At 69.2% G+C, this 16050-nt stretch carries 16 protein-coding genes and 2 tRNA genes; 8 read left to right on the top strand and 10 right to left on the bottom strand.

Going from position 1 to position 16050, the window contains the following annotated elements; all coding sequences use genetic code 11:
* Positions 1 to 262: 262 nt before the first annotated feature.
* Both valS and Q9R26_RS10650 read left to right on the top strand, forming a co-directional pair.
* On the top strand, positions 263 to 2857 hold the full coding sequence (gene valS, locus Q9R26_RS10655) for a valine--tRNA ligase (protein WP_311227257.1): 2595 nt from the start codon (positions 263 to 265) through the stop codon (positions 2855 to 2857).
* 65 nt (positions 2858 to 2922) lie between these two features.
* Positions 2923 to 3174, top strand: a complete 252-nt coding sequence (locus Q9R26_RS10650; RefSeq protein WP_027464702.1) for a hypothetical protein — start codon at positions 2923 to 2925, stop codon at positions 3172 to 3174.
* Between the two features lie 119 nt (positions 3175 to 3293).
* On the opposite strand, the gene Q9R26_RS10645 is transcribed toward Q9R26_RS10650, so the two are convergent.
* Positions 3294 to 4133: an alpha/beta fold hydrolase gene (locus Q9R26_RS10645; RefSeq protein WP_209133439.1), complete on the bottom strand. Its 840-nt coding sequence runs from the start codon at positions 4131 to 4133 to the stop codon at positions 3294 to 3296.
* A 122-nt stretch (positions 4134 to 4255) separates the two neighbouring features.
* Between Q9R26_RS10645 and Q9R26_RS10640 the strand changes: the two genes are divergently transcribed.
* Together Q9R26_RS10640 and Q9R26_RS10635 are read left to right on the top strand one after the other, a co-directional pair.
* Positions 4256 to 4837: a TetR/AcrR family transcriptional regulator gene (locus Q9R26_RS10640; protein ID WP_209079827.1), complete on the top strand. Its 582-nt coding sequence runs from the start codon at positions 4256 to 4258 to the stop codon at positions 4835 to 4837.
* Between the two features lie 244 nt (positions 4838 to 5081).
* Positions 5082 to 7106: a M3 family metallopeptidase gene (locus Q9R26_RS10635; protein ID WP_311227256.1), complete on the top strand. Its 2025-nt coding sequence runs from the start codon at positions 5082 to 5084 to the stop codon at positions 7104 to 7106.
* A gap of 104 nt (positions 7107 to 7210) precedes the next feature.
* Here the strand turns inward: Q9R26_RS10635 and clpX are convergent, their stop codons facing one another.
* On the bottom strand, positions 7211 to 8491 hold the full coding sequence (gene clpX, locus Q9R26_RS10630) for an ATP-dependent Clp protease ATP-binding subunit ClpX (RefSeq protein ID WP_182064836.1): 1281 nt from the start codon (positions 8489 to 8491) through the stop codon (positions 7211 to 7213).
* A 235-nt stretch (positions 8492 to 8726) separates the two neighbouring features.
* On the opposite strand from clpX, the gene Q9R26_RS10625 reads away from it, so the two are divergent.
* On the top strand, positions 8727 to 9446 hold the full coding sequence (locus Q9R26_RS10625) for a YcnI family protein (RefSeq protein WP_311227255.1): 720 nt from the start codon (positions 8727 to 8729) through the stop codon (positions 9444 to 9446).
* Positions 9447 to 9496: 50 nt separating this feature from the next.
* Positions 9497 to 10114, top strand: a complete 618-nt coding sequence (locus tag Q9R26_RS10620; RefSeq protein ID WP_311227254.1) for a copper resistance protein CopC — start codon at positions 9497 to 9499, stop codon at positions 10112 to 10114.
* 62 nt (positions 10115 to 10176) lie between these two features.
* Here the strand turns inward: Q9R26_RS10620 and Q9R26_RS10615 are convergent, their stop codons facing one another.
* The 5 genes from Q9R26_RS10615 to Q9R26_RS10595 form a co-directional block, all read right to left on the bottom strand.
* Positions 10177 to 10836, bottom strand: a complete 660-nt coding sequence (locus tag Q9R26_RS10615; protein ID WP_027464696.1) for an ATP-dependent Clp protease proteolytic subunit — start codon at positions 10834 to 10836, stop codon at positions 10177 to 10179.
* Between the two features lie 26 nt (positions 10837 to 10862).
* Positions 10863 to 11492 carry an ATP-dependent Clp protease proteolytic subunit gene (locus tag Q9R26_RS10610; RefSeq protein ID WP_182064839.1) on the bottom strand — a complete coding sequence of 210 codons (630 nt, stop codon included), beginning with the start codon at positions 11490 to 11492 and terminating at the stop codon, positions 10863 to 10865.
* Positions 11493 to 11660: 168 nt separating this feature from the next.
* Positions 11661 to 12968 carry a trigger factor gene (tig, locus tag Q9R26_RS10605; protein WP_182064840.1) on the bottom strand — a complete coding sequence of 436 codons (1308 nt, stop codon included), beginning with the start codon at positions 12966 to 12968 and terminating at the stop codon, positions 11661 to 11663.
* Between the two features lie 53 nt (positions 12969 to 13021).
* Positions 13022 to 13098 (bottom strand) — tRNA-Pro (locus Q9R26_RS10600).
* 93 nt (positions 13099 to 13191) lie between these two features.
* Entirely contained in the window at positions 13192 to 13467 is a 276-nt protein-coding gene (locus Q9R26_RS10595; protein ID WP_111054863.1) for a hypothetical protein, read from the bottom strand.
* 54 nt (positions 13468 to 13521) lie between these two features.
* Here Q9R26_RS10595 and Q9R26_RS10590 point away from each other — a divergent pair.
* Together Q9R26_RS10590 and Q9R26_RS18605 are read left to right on the top strand one after the other, a co-directional pair.
* Positions 13522 to 13592: transfer RNA gene (locus Q9R26_RS10590), tRNA-Gly, on the top strand.
* Positions 13593 to 13626: 34 nt separating this feature from the next.
* On the top strand, positions 13627 to 13764 hold the full coding sequence (locus tag Q9R26_RS18605; RefSeq protein WP_396136824.1) for a DUF3761 domain-containing protein: 138 nt from the start codon (positions 13627 to 13629) through the stop codon (positions 13762 to 13764).
* Between the two features lie 47 nt (positions 13765 to 13811).
* On the opposite strand, the gene Q9R26_RS10585 is transcribed toward Q9R26_RS18605, so the two are convergent.
* The 3 genes from Q9R26_RS10585 to Q9R26_RS10575 form a co-directional block, all read right to left on the bottom strand.
* Positions 13812 to 14144, bottom strand: coding sequence for a hypothetical protein (locus Q9R26_RS10585; RefSeq protein ID WP_311227253.1), 333 nt, complete (start codon positions 14142 to 14144; stop codon positions 13812 to 13814).
* Between the two features lie 348 nt (positions 14145 to 14492).
* Positions 14493 to 14783 carry a DUF1905 domain-containing protein gene (locus Q9R26_RS10580; RefSeq protein ID WP_311227252.1) on the bottom strand — a complete coding sequence of 97 codons (291 nt, stop codon included), beginning with the start codon at positions 14781 to 14783 and terminating at the stop codon, positions 14493 to 14495.
* 283 nt (positions 14784 to 15066) lie between these two features.
* Positions 15067 to 16035, bottom strand: coding sequence for an endo-beta-N-acetylglucosaminidase H (locus Q9R26_RS10575; RefSeq protein WP_311227251.1), 969 nt, complete (start codon positions 16033 to 16035; stop codon positions 15067 to 15069).
* Positions 16036 to 16050: the final 15 nt, after the last annotated feature.

Here is a 16050-nt window from a genome sequence, read left to right as displayed (position 1 = left end):
CCTTCGGGCGTCCGGCGGACGGCGACGTTGCAGCTCCTGCGAACCCTGCGTTCGCCGGACAAACTCCGACAGACTAGCAGGCTCTTGGCGTGTCCGACAGGTCGGTGTGGTAATCGGCACCCGGCCGGCAGCCGCGGACGCCCCGTGGCCAGGCTCCCGACGTGTACGCGGCCGCTACGATTGGGGCACCGCGCGTCAGGCGCGCAACACTCAGGCACCTCATCACGGACTCGGTGCCGCACACACGGACGGAAGGCGCACCATGACCAAACCCATGCCCGAGAAGCCGAGCGTCGACGGACTGGAGCAGGTCTGGGGGCCCGTCTGGGAGCAGGACGGCACCTACCGCTTCGACCGCGACGCCGCCGGTCACCGCGACGCCGTCTGGTCGATCGACACCCCGCCGCCCACCGCCTCCGGCTCGCTGCACATCGGCCACGTGTTCTCGTACACGCACACCGACCTCAAGGCCCGGTTCGAGCGCATGCGCGGCAAGCACGTCTTCTACCCGATGGGCTGGGACGACAACGGCCTGCCCACCGAGCGCCGCGTGCAGAACTACTACGGCGTCCGCTGCGACCCGACCCTGCCGTACGACCCCGAGTTCACGCCGCCGTTCGAGGGCGGCGACGGCAAGTCCTCGAAGGCCGTCGACCAGCTGCCGGTGTCCCGCCGCAACTTCATCGAGCTGTGCGAGCGCCTGACCGTGCAGGACGAACAGCAGTTCGAGGAGCTCTTCCGCACGCTCGGCCTGTCGGTCGACTGGACCCAGTCGTACCGCACCATCGACGACACCTCGCGGGCCAGCGCCCAGCGCGCGTTCCTGCGCAACCTGGAGCGCGGCGAGGCCTACCAGGCCGACGCCCCGACCCTGTGGGACGTCACGTTCCGCACCGCGGTCGCGCAGGCCGAGCTCGAGGACAAGGAGATGCCCGGCGCGTACCACGGCATCGCCTTCCACCGCACCGACGGCGGCGACGACGTCGTCATCCAGACCACCCGCCCGGAACTCCTGCCCGCCTGTGTCGCCCTGGTGGCCCACCCGGACGACGAGCGGTTCCAGGACCTCTTCGGCACCACGGTCCGCTCCCCCCTGTTCGACGTCGAGGTCCCGGTGCTCGCACACCACCTGGCGCAGAAGGACAAGGGCGCCGGCATCGCGATGGTCTGCACCTTCGGTGACACCACCGACGTCGTGTGGTGGCGCGAGCTGCAGCTGCCGAACCGCGCGATCATCGGCTTCGACGGCCGCGTGCGTTCGGAGGAGCCCGCCTGGATCGAGTCCGCGACGGGCCAGGAGCTCTACGCCGAGATGGCCGGCAAGACCGTGTTCTCGGCCAAGAAGGTCGTCGTCGACGCGCTGACCGAGTCCGGCGAGCTGATCGGTGACGTCAAGACCATCCAGCACCCGGTGAAGTTCTTCGAGAAGGGCGACAAGCCCCTCGAGATCGTGTCGACCCGCCAGTGGTACATCGTCAACGGTGCGCGCGACGAGCAGCTGAAGAGCACGCTCCGCCAGCGCGGCGAGGAGATCGCGTTCCACCCGGACTTCATGCGCGTCCGCTACGACAACTGGGTCGGTGGCCTGTCCGGTGACTGGCTCATCTCGCGCCAGCGCTTCTTCGGTGTGCCGCTGCCCGTCTGGTACCCGCTCGACGCCGACGGCAACCCGGTGTTCGACCAGCCGATCGTGCCGACCGAGGCGCAGCTGCCCGTCGACCCGGCCTCCGAGCCCGCCCCCGGCTTCACCGAGGACCAGCGCGGCGTGCCCGGCGGGTTCCAGGGCGAACTCGACGTCATGGACACCTGGGCGACCTCGTCGCTGACCCCACAGCTCGCGGGCAAGTGGGAGACCGACCCGGCGCTCTACGACCTGGTGTACCCGTACGACGTCCGCCCCCAGGCCCAGGACATCATCCGCACGTGGCTGTTCACGACCGTGCTCCGCAGCCAGCTCGAGGCGGACGTGGTGCCGTGGAAGCACGCCTCGATCTCCGGCTTCATCGTCGACCCCGACCGCAAGAAGATGTCGAAGTCGAAGGGCAACGTCGTCACGCCGCTGTCCATCCTCGAGCAGCACGGCGCCGACGCGGTCCGATACTGGGCGGCCTCGTCCAAGCTCGGCACCGACGCGGCGTTCGACCCACAGAACCCGAAGCAGATCAAGGTCGGCCGTCGACTGGCGATCAAGGTGCTCAACGCGGCGAAGTTCGTCTACGGCTTCCCGCTGCCCGAGGGTGCCACGAGCGTGACCGAGGCCCTCGACGTCGACATGCTCGCGGAGCTCGGCGCGGTCGTCGAGCAGGCCACCGCGGCGTTCGACGGCTTCGACCACGCCCGTGCCCTCGAGATCACCGAGCGCTTCTTCTGGACCTTCTGCGACGACTACCTCGAGCTCGTGAAGGAGCGCGCCTACGGCACCGCTTCCGACGCGACGCACGAGACGCAGGCGAGCGCGGTCCTGGCGCTGCGCGGCGCGATCGACGTGCTGCTCCGACTGCTGGCACCGTTCCTCCCGTACGCGACGGAAGAGGTCTGGGCCTGGACCCACGACACCAGCGTGCACCGGGCCTCCTGGCCGACCGCGACCGACCTGCCGACCGACGCGGCCCCCACGGGGCTGCTCGCGGCCGTCGGGCAGGCGCTGATCGGGATCCGCGGTGCGAAGACGGCGGCGAAGGCGTCCCAGAAGACGCCCGTGACGCGTGCGGTCGTCGCGGCGCCCGCCGAGACGCGTGCGCTCATCGAGCGCGCGGCGGTCGACCTGGCGGCCGTCGGCCGCATCGAGAACCTGTCGTTCGTCGACGGCGACGAGCTCGCCGTCACCGAGATCGAGCTCGCGGAGCAGCAGGCGTAACGTCGCCTGCCCGGGCCGGGTCGCGACCGCGACCCGGCCCGTCAACCACCGGATCGGAGGCACGGATGCAGTTGGGCACACGCTGGAACGTGGGTGGGGAACCGCCTGCGCGACTGCCCGAGACGATGGTCGTCGCCGTGCGCGGGGTCGAGGACGAGCTCGCGGCGGAGTCCGTCGACACGGCGACGTGGGGATGGACCCTGACGTTCCTCGAGGGGAAGCCGATCGTCGAACTCGACGACGGCACCTCGATCCACCTCGACGCGCTCGGCCACGCCCAGGTCACGAACCCGGACGACGCGGGCGAGGAGGACTAGCGCGCGCTGCGCGGTTCGCTTGGAGAGCAGGAATGGTCGGGTCCCCGGTGGGGACCCGACCATTCCTGCTCACGATGCGGGCGTCCCCGCCGGGGAGCGTCCGCGTGATCGCCGAGGGATCAGGACTCGGCGAGCCAGGTGCGCAGGACCTCGTTCACCTCTGCGGTGTGCGTGGTGAGCAGGCCGTGCGGGGCGCCCTCGATCTCGACGTACTCCGCCGCGGGCAGTGCCTGGGTGAAACGTCGGCCGGTGGCGTCGATGGGCAGGATGTTGTCCGACGTGCCGTGCACGATCAGGGCGGGGACGGTGACCTTCGGGATGTCCTGGCGGAAGTCGGTCGGCCAGGTCAGGGGTGCGGCCGCGGACGCGATCGAGCCGGAGCCGGCCGCGACGTTCCAGGCGTTGCGGACCTGCTCCTCGGAGATGCGGCTGCCGAGGTTCTCCGACAGGTTGAAGAAGTCCTGGTAGAAGTTCGTGAAGTACGCGTAGCGGTCCTTCGCCACGTCGGCGGCGATGCCCTCGAAGAACGACATCGGGCCGGCGCCGTCGGGGTTGTCGTCGGTGATGGCGAGGAAGGGCTCGAGCGAGGCCAGGAACGCGACCTTCGCGATCCGGTCCTCGCCGTGGCGGCCGATGTAGCGGGCGATCTCGCCGGTGCCCATCGAGAAGCCGACGAGGATCACGTCGCGCAGGTCGAGGGTCTCGAGGACCGTGTGCAGGTCGTCGGCGAAGGTGTCGTAGTCGTAGCCGGTGGACGGCTGCGAGGACTGGCCGAAGCCACGGCGGTCGTACGTGATGACGCGGTAGCCGGCCTCGAGGAGCATCGGGACCTGCCCCTCCCACGAGTTGCCGTCGAGGGGGAAGCCGTGGATCAGCACGATCGGCTGCCCCTGGCCCTTGTCCTCGTAGTGGAGTTCGATGTCGACGCTGTTCTCGGTTCCGACGGTGATGGCACCCATGATCGTTCCTTCCCTGAGTATCGCGGAGAACGATCGTTCTCCGCCGATGTGCACTACAGTAGAGAACGCCCGTTCCCAGCGCAACTCGAGAACGGTGAACACTCAGGGAACCGGGTACACACATGGCCACCAGCACCGTCGAGCCGGACGTCCGAGCACACATCGTCGAGGTCGCGGACCAGCTGTTCTACACGCGCGGGATCCAGTCCGTCGGGATGGACGAGATCCGCACGGGCGCGGGGGTCTCCCTCAAGAAGCTGTACGCGGCGTTCCCGGGCAAGGAGCAGCTCATCGCCGCGGTGCTCGCCGGTCGCCACGACATGTGGGAGCAGGGTGTGCACGGCGCGGTCGAGGCTGCGGCCAGCCCGCGCGACAAGCTCCTGGCGGTCTACGACTTCCTCGAGTCGTGGTTCGGCGACGACACGTTCCGCGGCTGCGGGTTCATCAACGCGTTCGGCGAGCTCGGCGCGACCTCGCCTGCGGTCGCCGAGATCGCGCGCGAGCACAAGGACTCGTTCCAGCAGTTCGTGCAGCAGCTCACCGCCGAGGTCGTCGCCGACCCCGAGCACGCCGAGGAACTCGCCGCGCAGCTCGCACTACTCGCCGAGGGCGCGCAGACCACCGCGGCCATCGCCGGCACCACGGCGCCTGCCGCGCACGCGCGCCGTGCTGCGGTGACCCTGATCGACGCAGCGATGCGCTGACACGCGACCGACGACGGACTGGAGGCCCGTGGCGGCGCCGCACGGGCCTCCAGTCCGCTCGCTGGTCGCGCCGGGCGCTAGTGCGCTCGCCGGGCCGATCCGGGCGTACCTGGTCGTTCCGGGCGTACCTGGTCGTTCCGGGCGTACCTGGTCGGTTCTTTCGACCAGGGACGCCCGTTCCCGCTTCCCAGTCCGGGCGTCATGGGAAGGAACGGACTCCAGCACCCGTGCATAGGGTGGGCAGATGGCAACCCCGTTCGACGTCCCGAGCACCCTCCCCTACGCCCTGCCGCCCTTCGGCGACGTGCGACTCGAGCACTACCGACCGGCGTTCGAAGCCGGCATGGCCGAGCAGCGCGCCGAGGTCGAGGCCATCGCCACCGATCCACACGCCCCGACGGTCGAGAACACCCTGGTCGCACTCGAGCGGTCCGGGCAGCTGCTCACCCGCGTCAGCCACGTGTTCTTCACGCTGTCGTCGGCCGACTCCACCCCGGAGCTGCACGACCTCGAGGCCGAGGTCTCCCCGCTCCTCGCCGCACACCGCGACGCGATCACGCTCGACTCCCGGCTGTACGCCCGCGTGCAGGAGGTGCTCGACGGCGCCGAGGCCGCCGGACTGACCGGTGAGGCACTGCGGCTGGTCGAGCGGACCCACGCCGAGATGACCCTGGCCGGCGCCGGTCTCGACGACGAGGGCAAGGAGCGTCTGACGGCGATCAACCAGGAGCTCTCGACCCGCACGACGACCTTCGAGCGGAACCTGCTCGAGGACACCAACGACTCCGCCGTGCACGTGACCAGCGAGGACGAACTCGAGGGGCTCGACGACGGGGCGAAGTCCGCCGCCGCCGCCGCTGCCGCCGACCGGGGCCTCGACGGCTGGCTCATCACACTGCCGCTCTACACCGGACACCCGTGGCTGTCCTCGCTGGCGAACCGTGCCCTGCGCGAGCGGATCATGCGCGCCTCGCTCGCCCGCGGTCGTCGCGGCAACGAGTACGACAACCGCGAGGTGCTGCTCCGCATCGTCCGGCTCCGGGCCGAGCGGGCCGAGCTGCTCGGGTTCCCGAACCACGCGGCCGTGGTCACCGCCGACGAGACGGCGAAGACCCCCGAGGCCGTCGACGGACTGCTGTCCTCGCTCGTCGGCGCCGCCGCACGGAACGCCGACGACGAACGCGCGGTCCGGTCGCGCACGGTCGGGTTCGACATCGAGTCGTGGGACTGGGCGTACGCCACCGAGATCCTGCGCGGCGAGCAGTTCGCCGCGGACAGCACCGCGCTCCGCCCGTACTTCGAGGCCGACCGGGTCCTGCACGACGGGGTCTTCCACGCCGCCGGCGCCCTGTACGGCCTGACCTTCACCGAGCGCCCGGACCTGCACGGCTACAACGACGAGGTCCGGGTCTTCGAGGTCACCGGCGACGACGGCGAGCCCGTCGGGTTGTACCTGCTCGACCTCTACACGCGCGACGGCAAGCGCGGCGGCGCGTGGATGAACCCGGTCGTCGAGCAGTCCGAGCTGCTCGGCACCCTGCCCGTCGTGGTCAACAACCTCAACGTCGCGAAGCCCGCTGCCGGCTCCCCCACCCTGCTCATCCAGGACGAGGTCGAGACGCTCTTCCACGAGTTCGGGCACGCCCTGCACGGCCTCATCGCCCGCACCACCTACCCGCGGTTCTCGGGCACGAACGTCGAGCGCGACTTCGTCGAGTTCCCGAGCCAGGTGAACGAGATGTGGCTGTCGTGGCCGTCCGTGCTGGCGAACTACGCGAAGCACCACGAGACCGGGGCGCCCCTGCCGCCCGAGCTCGTCCTGGGGCTCAGCGAGTCCGAGGGGTTCAACGAGGGCTTCGGTACGACCGAGTACCTCGCCGCAGCGCTGCTCGACCAGGCGTGGCACCGGCTGTCGGCCGCTGAGGCGGCCGCGGTGACGTCCGTCGAGGACTTCGAACGAGACGCCCTCACAGCCGCCGGCATCGCCGTCGAGGCCGTGCCGCCGCGGTACTCGTCGACGTACTTCGCGCACACGTTCTCGGGCGGGTACGACGCCGGGTACTACGGGTACATCTGGTCCGAGGTGCTCGACGCCGACACGGTGGAGTGGTTCCGCGACAACGGCGGGCTGGACCGTGCGGCCGGCAAGCGGTTCGCTGAGCGTCTGCTCGGGGTCGGCGGGGCGAAGGACCCGCTCGAGGCGTACCGGGACTTCCGCGGCCGTGATGCCGAGGTCGGTCCGCTGCTGCGGCGCCGCGGGCTGGAGTAGCCGGCCCCTCGGCGGGACACGACCAGAACGACAGAACACCTCGAGATCTCGAGGTGTTCTGTCGTTCTGGTCGTGTCCGTCGTGGACGGCGAAGGGGCGGCGCGCTACGCCGACTTCTCGACGCGCTTGGCCCGGGGTCGCGGCACGATCGTCGGCGCGGCGTTCTCGAGCACGGACTCGCGGGTGATCACCACGCGGGCGACGTCGTCGTCGGACGGGACGTCGAACATCACCGGGCCGAGGACCTCTTCGAGGATCGCCCGGAGGCCACGGGCACCCGTCTGGCGCAGCACCGCGAGGTCCGCGATGGCCTCGAGCGCACCCTGGTCGAACTCGAGCTCGACGCCGTCGATCTGGAACATCCGCTGGTACTGCTTGACGAGCGCGTTCTTCGGCTCGGTCAGGATCTGCATGAGCGCCGCCTGGTCGAGCTGCGACACCGTGGTGACGACGGGCAGACGACCGATGAACTCGGGGATCAGACCGAACTTGTGCAGGTCTTCCGGCAGCACCTCGGAGTACAGGTCCTGGTGGTCGGTGGCGCTGTGCAGGGGTGCCCCGAAGCCGATCCCGCGCTTGCCGACGCGTGAGGACACGATGTCCTCGAGCCCGGCGAACGCACCCGCCACGATGAACAGCACGTTCGTCGTGTCGATCTGGATGAACTCCTGGTGCGGGTGCTTGCGGCCGCCCTGCGGCGGGACCGAGGCGACCGTGCCCTCGAGGATCTTGAGCAGCGCCTGCTGCACGCCCTCGCCCGAGACGTCGCGGGTGATCGACGGGTTCTCGGCCTTGCGCGCGATCTTGTCGACCTCGTCGATGTAGATGATGCCGGTCTCGGCGCGCTTCACGTCGTAGTCGGCGGCCTGGATGAGCTTGAGGAGGATGTTCTCGACGTCCTCGCCGACGTAGCCGGCCTCGGTCAGGGCGGTGGCGTCTGCGACAGCGAACGGCACGTTGAGGCGCTTGGCGAGGGTCTGCGCCAGGTACGTCTTGCCGCAGCCGGTCGGGCCGATGAGCAGGATGTTCGACTTGGCGATCTCGATGTCGTCGCGGTCTTCGGCGGCGGTGATCTGGCCCTGGGCGCGGACGCGCTTGTAGTGGTTGTACACGGCCACCGCGAGGGCACGCTTGGCCGGGTCCTGCCCGATGACGTACTCCTGCAGGAAGTCGAAGATCTCCCGCGGCTTGGGCAGTTCGAAGTCCCCGCTCGCGGTGTCCTCGCCCGCCTCGGCCAGACGTTCCTCGATGATCTCGTTGCAGAGCTCGACGCACTCGTCGCAGATGTAGACGCCCGGTCCGGCGATGAGCTGCTGGACCTGCTTCTGGCTCTTGCCGCAGAACGAGCACTTGAGGAGATCGCCGCTCTCTCCGATGCGTGCCATTCCCGTGCCTCCCTGATTGGACATGCCGGCCGCGCTGTCGCACCACCGCTGGTGCACCGCTGCTGGTGGGCACCTCGTCGTGGACACGAGCCTAACCGCAACCGGTGACACCGACCGCGATGCCCCTCCGGGATCCGCCCGCGCGTTCGCCCAGGGCGTGCGAGCCTGCTACGGTGATCCGGACTTCTCTACATCTTGTAGAACAGCAGTGCAGGACCACCCCGGAAGGAACCCCATGCAGAAGCGTCTCGCCACCGGCGGCGCCGTCACCTTCGGTGTCGCAGCCGTCATCGTCCTCGGCAGCGCCACGGCGGCCAGCGCGCACGTGTCCGCCACGGCCACGTCGACCGCAGCGAACTCGTACACCACGGCGACCTTCTCGGTCCCGCACGGCTGCGACGGCTCCCCCACGACGAAGATCGAGTTCCAGGTGCCGGAGTCCGTCATCGAGGTCACGCCCACCGTGAACCCGAACTGGAAGATCACGAAGGCGACCGAGCCCTACACCGACCCGTCCGCCGCCGACGACGAGCACGAGGCCGCCGCCGAGCGCGTCACCAGCGTCACGTACACCGCGAAGACCCCCCTGCCCGCCGACGAGCGCGACACCTTCGCCCTCTCGTTCTCGCTGCCGGACGGCAAGGCCGGTGACCTCGTCGAGTTCCCCGCGATCCAGACCTGCGAGAAGGGCAGCGTCGAGTGGAACCAGGAGCAGCAGGCCGGCGAAGCCGAGCCCGAGCACCCGGCACCCTCGATCACGCTGACCGCCGCCGAGGCGACGGACGACGACGGTGACCCGATCGCCGCGACCCCGACGGCCGAGGCCGCCGGAACGACCACCTCGAGCGACCCCGACCTGGTCGGTCGGTTCCTCGGCCTCGGCGGCCTGGTGCTCGGCGCCGTCGCCCTGGTCGTCGCCGTCGCCGGCACGCGTCGTCGGAGCTCCGCCAAGTGACGCAGCGCGGTTCGCGTCGGTCCCGGCCGTGGTCCTCTGCCCGGAGGCTCGTGGCCGGGACCGCCGCGGCCGTCGCGATCGCCGGTGGTGCGGTCCTCGGGCTCGCCGGCCCCGCCAGCGCGCACAACTACCTGATCTCGTCGGACCCGGAGGTCGGCGGCACCCTGACCGAGCTGCCGGAGACGTTCGACATCACGACGAACGACAGGCTGCTCGACATCGGCGACTCGGGGTCGGGTTTCGCGTTCCGCATCGTCGGCCCCGACGGCAGGTACTACGAGGACGGCTGCGTCGACGTCGAGGGGCCGTCGATGACCACGGCCGCCGCACTCGGCGACTCGGGCAAGTACACCGTCGAGTGGCAGATCGTCTCCGCCGACGGGCACACCGTGTCCGACGAGTACCCCTTCACGTGGAAGGCGCCGTCGGGCTTCACGCCGGCCTCGGGCGCGGCGAAGCCCCCGACCTGCGCCACCGCGGGTGACGACGACGCCGGCTCGGACACCACGACCGGCACGGCCTCGGGGTCGAGCGACTCGGCCGCGTCCGACGCGATCTGGATCGGCGCCGGTGGCGTCGTGCTGGTCGGCGTCGTCGTAGCGGTGCTGCTGCTCTTGCGCCGCAAGCCGGCCCCCGAGTCCGACGACACCGACGACACCGACGACTGACCACCGCACGACGACGAAGGCCCCGCACCGTCCGGTGCGGGGCCTTCGTCGTTCTGCTGGTGCTACTTGACGAGCGCCGGCAGGTTCTTGCGGCTGGTGAGGACCTGGTCGATCAGGCCGTACTCCACGGCTTCCTGCGCGGACATGATCTTGTCGCGCTCGATGTCGTGGTTGATCTCCTCCGGCGTCTTGTTGGAGTGCTTCGACAGCGTCTCCTCGAGCCAGGTGCGCATGCGGAGGATCTCCGCCGCCTGGATCTCGATGTCGGACGCCTGACCGCCACCCTGCTGGGTCGCGGGCTGGTGGATCAGCACACGGGCGTTCGGCAGTGCGAGGCGCTTGCCGGGCGTGCCACCGGCGAGGAGCACCGACGCGGCCGAGGCAGCCTGGCCGAGGCAGACCGTCTGGATCTGCGGACGGATGTACTGCATCGTGTCGTAGATCGCCGTCATCGCGGTGAACGAGCCACCGGGCGAGTTGATGTACATCACGATGTCGCGGTCGGGGTCCATCGACTCGAGCACGAGCAGCTGGGCCATGACGTCGTCAGCCGACGCGTCGTCGACCTGCACGCCGAGGAACACGATGCGGTCCTCGAACAGCTTGGCGTACGGGTCCTGGCGCTTGTAGCCGTAGGCCGTGCGCTCTTCGAAGCTCGGCAGGATGTACCGATTGGACGGAGCCGGGACGTTCTGCGCGCCACCGAGCATGGGGAGATGCATTCTCGTTTCCTTTTCTTCGGTGGTGATCAGGACTGGGCGTCGGGCTCGGCTGCGCTGGTGGGCGTCTCGCCGTCGCCGACGGTGCCACCACCGCCGATGACCTCGGCGCTCGAAGCGCGGAGGTGGTCGACGAAGCCGTACTCGAGCGCTTCCTGCGCCGTGAACCAGTTGTCGCGGTCGTTGTCCTTGAGGATCTGCTCGATCGACTTGCCGGTCTGCTCGGCCGTGAGCTCCGCCATGCGCTGCTTCATGTCGAGGATGACCTTGGCCTGCGTCTGGATGTCGGCCGCGGTGCCGCCGAAGCCACCGGACGGCTGGTGGAGCAGCACGCGCGCGTTCGGCGTGATGTAGCGCTTGCCGGGCGTGCCGGAGGACAGCAGGAACTGTCCCATCGACGCGGCGAGGCCGATGCCCACGGTGACGATGTCGTTCGGGACGAACTGCATCGTGTCGTAGATCGCCATGCCGGCGGTGATCGAACCACCGGGCGAGTTGATGTAGAGGTAGATGTCCTTCTCAGGGTCCTCGGCGGCGAGCAGCAGCAGCTTGGCTGCGATCTCGTTCGAGTTGTCGTCGCGGACCTCGGAGCCGAGCCACACGATCCGGTCTCTCAGAAGGCGGTCAAAAACACTGGGGTTCAGTGTTGCTTCGGCCATGGAAAAGCTCCCGTTCAGTTGTCGCTTGTTGTCGAACTTATCGGGTGCAACGCACCAGTTCTCGTCTGTTCGCTGTCGGCAATGCGAAGGTGCGGAAACAACGGACGGGAGGCACGGTGCCAGCTGGCACCGTGCCTCCCGTCCTTCGTGCTGGTGGCGTCGAGATCGTTACTCGGCGTCGCCTGCCGGCTCCTGCGCGACGCCCGCCGTGAAGGCGGACAGGTCGACGGCGTCGCCGTTGGTGTCCTTGACGGTCACCTTGGACAGGACGGTCGCGACCGCCTTCGAACGAGCGACCTCGCCGACCATGCCGGGGATCTGGCCGTTCTGGTCGATGACCTTGATGAACTCGGCCGGCTCCATGCCGTACTGCGCGGCGGCCTGGATGAGGTACTGGGTCAGTTCCTCCTGCGAGACCTGGATCTCTTCCTTCTCGGCGATCGCGTCGAGGAGGATCTGCGAGCGGAAGGCGGTCTCGCTGGACTCGGAGACCTCCTTGCGGTGCTCCTCGTCCTCGAGGCGGTTCTCCTGCTCGAGGTGACGGTGCACCTCGTCCGCGATGAGCTGCTCCGAGATCGGGATGTTGACGTCCTCGGTGAGCTTCTCGACGAGCTTGTCGCGAGCCGCGGCACCCTGTCCGAAGGTCTTGGACTTCGCGATCTGCTCCTTGAGGTCCGCCTTGAGCTCGTCGATGGTGTCGAACTGGCTGGCGATCTGGGCGAACTCGTCGTCGGCCTCGGGGAGCTCGCGCTCCTTGACGGCGGTGACGGTGACGGCGATCTGGGCGGTCTCGCCCTCGCGGTCGCCGCCGACGAGCTTCGACTCGAAGGTCGTCGACTCACCGGCGGTCAGGGACTCGAGCGCCTCGTCGATGCCCTCGAGCAGGTCGCCGGAGCCGATCTCGTAGGAGACGCCGGTGGCCGAGTCGACCTCGTCGTCACCGATGGTGGCGGTGAGGTCGATCTGCGCGAAGTCGCCGGTCTTCGCCGGACGGTCGACCGTCACGAGCGTGCCGAAGCGGGTGCGGAGGTTCTGCAGTTCCTCTTCGATCTCGTCGTCCGACACCTCGACGGCGTCGACGGTGAGCTCGTACGAGGAGTAGTCCGGCAGGTCGAACTCGGGGCGGACGTCGACCTCGAAGGTGAGGACGAGGTCACCGGTGAAGTCCGCGACGTTCGGCAGCTCGGCGACGTCGGCCTCGGCGCGACCGAGGATACGCAGCTCCTGCTCTTCGACCGCCTGGCGGTAGAAGTTGTCGATGGCGTCACCGACGGCGTGGTTCAGGACCTCGCCGCGGCCGACGCGCTGGTCGACGATCGCCGGCGGGACCTTGCCCTTGCGGAAGCCGGGGATGTTGATCTGCTCGGCGATGTGCTTGTAGGCGTGGTCGATGCTCGGCTTGAGATCGTCCGGCGTCACGTTCACGGTGAGCTTGACGCGGGTGTCGCTCACCTTGTCGACGGTGCTGGTGGCCAAGGGATGTTCTCCTGTTGGTTGACGTTCGTGTGGTCGGTGGTGCTCGAAGGACCTGGTCGGGGCGACAGGATTTGAACCTGCGACCTCCCGCTCCCAAAGCGGGCGCTCTACCAAGCTGAGCTACGCCCCGTTGGTCTGTGCCAGGGATCGGCCGCGCACGCGCAGGGCGCATGCGACCCCGGTGAGTCTAGCGGTCCGACGGCGCGCTGTTCCCGGGGGTTGCTCAGTCGTCCTCCGCGGCGCGTCGCAGACCCCGCCGCCACCGGATCCCGACGGCCACCTGGACCCCGAGGGCGGCGACCGCGAGCAGCAGCCCGACGACGATCCGCCAGACGTGCAGCAGTGCGTGCGCGGGCTGCGACTGCGGATCGCCGAACAGGTCGGGGCGCAGGGACAGCACCGCGGCGGCGAGGACCACCAGCACGTACGAGACCACCCGCGACCAGCGGATGGTGCGCTCGGCACCGGCGTCCGGCTTCGGGATGACGCGCGTCGGCATGTCGGTGCTCGTTCGTCCGCTACGATGGTCGGGCTGCGCCTGGTGCGCAGGCGCGGGGATGTAGCTCAATGGTAGAGCCCCAGTCTTCCAAACTGGCCACGCGGGTTCGATTCCCGTCATCCCCTCTCTTCTTCCTCCTGCCCCGCGCTTCGTCGGCTGATGCACGGTTGCACGCTCGGTGCGAGGTTCTTCCGGTGCACCGAGGGATCAACCTCGTGCGTCGACGGTGCCTACAGCTACAGCCAGTCACGGCGAGGGACCTGCTCCGGGCACGGCGGCGTCGCCACCTGGTTGTGACGCACGACAGCTGAGACGACGAACGGTCGCTCGCTCCCCAGCCTCCCCTAGAGCGCTCCGAGCGGCGCTTCTCCGACTTCCTGCCGCAGCATCCGGTAGTGCTGCTCCCAACCGGGAGTGCCGCGTCCAGCGACGTGCAGCGCGGTCCGGACGGCACCGAGCGCACGGTCGAGCGCACCGGACTCGTCGTCCGCGTCGACACCGATCGAGAAGGTGAGCGTGCCGGTCGACAGGTCAGCGGTCAGGTCCTGGTCGCGCACGTCGTCGAGGTCGAAGAGTGCTTCCGCGATGGCGTCGAAGTCCGCCGAGAGGGCTGCGCGCGGATCGTCCGCTGCCCCGAGTTGCGCCACGCACTCGAGCCGCACGAGGTAGTTCGTCATCACGTTCTCCCGTCCTCACAGCCCGTTCGCGCGAGCCGATACTTCAGATGCACAACGTACCAGGGGTTCGACGGCGTCAAGTGGACCGTGTGCAGGTGTTCGCCGCACGGGCAGTACGCCTTGTAGTACTTCCTCCCCTTCGCGAAGCGCCATCCCCTCGCCTCTGCCCCGCGCATGACCCGTTCGATGTCCTTCTTGGGATGTCGTGGTCGTTCGACCATCGCCACCTCCCCTCCACACCTTCGACGGTAGGGAGCAGGACCGCGACACCGGGGCCCGACGTCGATGGCTGTGCGGAGGTATCGCGATCGACGGACCTGTGGAGGACTGGCGGTCGGTGGCTCTCCGTCAGGGGCCGGCGAACTCGAGGGTGATCTCCGGGGAGTCGCCGAGTTCCACCCGGGCACGCTTCCGCTCCGCCGCACGCAACGGCACGAGGTACCCACCGTCCTTCGGGAAGAGCGACGTCGTCCACGTCGCCGAGCCGATCGTCACGCGTGCCGGGATCACACCCCACCCGTAGGTGAGCACCGGTGCGAGGTCCGCGATGACCTCGGCGGCGTCCGGTGGCACGACGGCGAAGAAGAACGGTGACGGGCCGCGCCACTCGATCACCTCGCCGCGGAACTCGAGCTCCATGCGGCGATCGTACGGCCGCGCACCTCGCACGGTGCGAGGTCCGCCGAACTCCGTGCGAGGTTCCGCACTCGGTGCGATGGCCGCGTGCTCGCACCGAGTGCGCAACCTCGCACCAGGGCGAACCCTGGGTCCCCAACCTCGCACCACGCCAAGCGCCGAACGCGGGACCCCTCGCACCGCGCCGCGGGAGCCAGACCGGCGGGACCCGGACGACGGACGCGCCCCGCGCCTCCAGGCCGGAGCCGGGGAGCACAGGGCGCGAGCCGCCGTCAGGACGGAAGCATCAGCGGTACGACGCGGCCTGTCCGTACAGCACCTTCGTGAACGACGAGACGTAGGCGGACTCGTCGCCTCCCGGCAGGTTGTACGTCATGAACACGCCGTACCCGTCGGCCTTCGTGCGCTGCGCGAGCGAGACGGCGGTGGCCTCGGGGGTGTTCTGGATGTCGACCGCGGCGGCGGACAGCTTCGACTTCGGCAGGCCCGGGATCGTCGGCGCCGTGTAGGTGCCGTAGTACGGGTTCCAGGCGTAGTCGAGCTTGCCGCCGATCGACGGGTTCGCCGTCTTCAGGGCGTCGGACGACGGGCCGATGTCGTAGAACGAGATGATCTTGCCCGGCATGTCCGCACGCAGGGCACTGATGAGCCAGCCGATCGACTGCTGGTTCGGCTGCGGGGTGCCGCCCACGCCGTAGTCGGAGTACTCGTCGTCCAGGTCGACGCCGTCGAGTCCGTACTTCTCGACGGTCGCCGACACCTGCGCCGCGAAGTCCCGTGCGGCTGCCTTCGAGGTGAAGTTCGCCAGCCCGGTGCCCTGGTGGTTGCCGAGCACCGAGAGCGTCACCTTGATGCCCTTGGCCTGCAGCGGGCGGATCTGCGTGGCGGCCTGGTCGAGGGTTCGCTGCACGTTCTCGTTGGCGTACAGGACCGCCTTGCCGTCCGCGTCCCGGTTGATGTTCGCGGCGAAGATGATCGCCACATCGAAGGCGTTCGCACCGTTCTCCAGCGTGTACCGCCCGACGTTGGCGAGCTCGTCGTTGTTGACCTCGACGTAGGCGATGCTCGTCGGCCCCGACTTCGTGGGGACGGCGTGGTGCCCGTGTCCGTGTCCGTGGCGTCCGCCGTGTGACGTGCCCTGCCCGTGGCTGGCCCCGGACGAGGACGGCGCCGCGGATGCTGCAGCGGGTACCAGTGGTGCCGCGAGCATGGCGACCAGTGCGGTCGCGATGCCGAACTTCGTGGACTTCTTCATGGCGTTCCTCCTTGC

The organism is Curtobacterium sp. BRB10 (genome assembly GCF_031844325.1).
GTDB lineage: Bacteria > Actinomycetota > Actinomycetes > Actinomycetales > Microbacteriaceae > Curtobacterium > Curtobacterium poinsettiae_A.
The sequence above is the reverse complement of the archived record's forward strand: the minus strand, read 5'-3'. Positions and strand labels throughout refer to the sequence as shown.

What these genes read in the sequence shown, in the direction of transcription:
- Q9R26_RS10575 (WP_311227251.1), bottom strand. Translation starts at nt 16,035, where the DNA reads ATGAAGAAGTCCACGAAGTTCGGCATCGCGACCGCACTGGTCGCCATG.
- clpX (WP_182064836.1), bottom strand. Translation starts at nt 8,491, where the DNA reads ATGGCACGCATCGGAGAGAGCGGCGATCTCCTCAAGTGCTCGTTCTGC.
- Q9R26_RS10640 (WP_209079827.1), top strand. Translation starts at nt 4,256, where the DNA reads ATGGCCACCAGCACCGTCGAGCCGGACGTCCGAGCACACATCGTCGAG.
- Q9R26_RS10580 (WP_311227252.1), bottom strand. Translation starts at nt 14,783, where the DNA reads ATGGAGCTCGAGTTCCGCGGCGAGGTGATCGAGTGGCGCGGCCCGTCA.
- Q9R26_RS10610 (WP_182064839.1), bottom strand. Translation starts at nt 11,492, where the DNA reads ATGGCCGAAGCAACACTGAACCCCAGTGTTTTTGACCGCCTTCTGAGA.
- Q9R26_RS10615 (WP_027464696.1), bottom strand. Translation starts at nt 10,836, where the DNA reads ATGCATCTCCCCATGCTCGGTGGCGCGCAGAACGTCCCGGCTCCGTCC.
- Q9R26_RS10650 (WP_027464702.1), top strand. Translation starts at nt 2,923, where the DNA reads ATGCAGTTGGGCACACGCTGGAACGTGGGTGGGGAACCGCCTGCGCGA.
- Q9R26_RS18605 (WP_396136824.1), top strand. Translation starts at nt 13,627, where the DNA reads ATGCACGGTTGCACGCTCGGTGCGAGGTTCTTCCGGTGCACCGAGGGA.
- Q9R26_RS10635 (WP_311227256.1), top strand. Translation starts at nt 5,082, where the DNA reads ATGGCAACCCCGTTCGACGTCCCGAGCACCCTCCCCTACGCCCTGCCG.
- Q9R26_RS10595 (WP_111054863.1), bottom strand. Translation starts at nt 13,467, where the DNA reads ATGCCGACGCGCGTCATCCCGAAGCCGGACGCCGGTGCCGAGCGCACC.
- Q9R26_RS10645 (WP_209133439.1), bottom strand. Translation starts at nt 4,133, where the DNA reads ATGGGTGCCATCACCGTCGGAACCGAGAACAGCGTCGACATCGAACTC.
- Q9R26_RS10625 (WP_311227255.1), top strand. Translation starts at nt 8,727, where the DNA reads ATGCAGAAGCGTCTCGCCACCGGCGGCGCCGTCACCTTCGGTGTCGCA.
- Q9R26_RS10585 (WP_311227253.1), bottom strand. Translation starts at nt 14,144, where the DNA reads ATGACGAACTACCTCGTGCGGCTCGAGTGCGTGGCGCAACTCGGGGCA.
- valS (WP_311227257.1), top strand. Translation starts at nt 263, where the DNA reads ATGACCAAACCCATGCCCGAGAAGCCGAGCGTCGACGGACTGGAGCAG.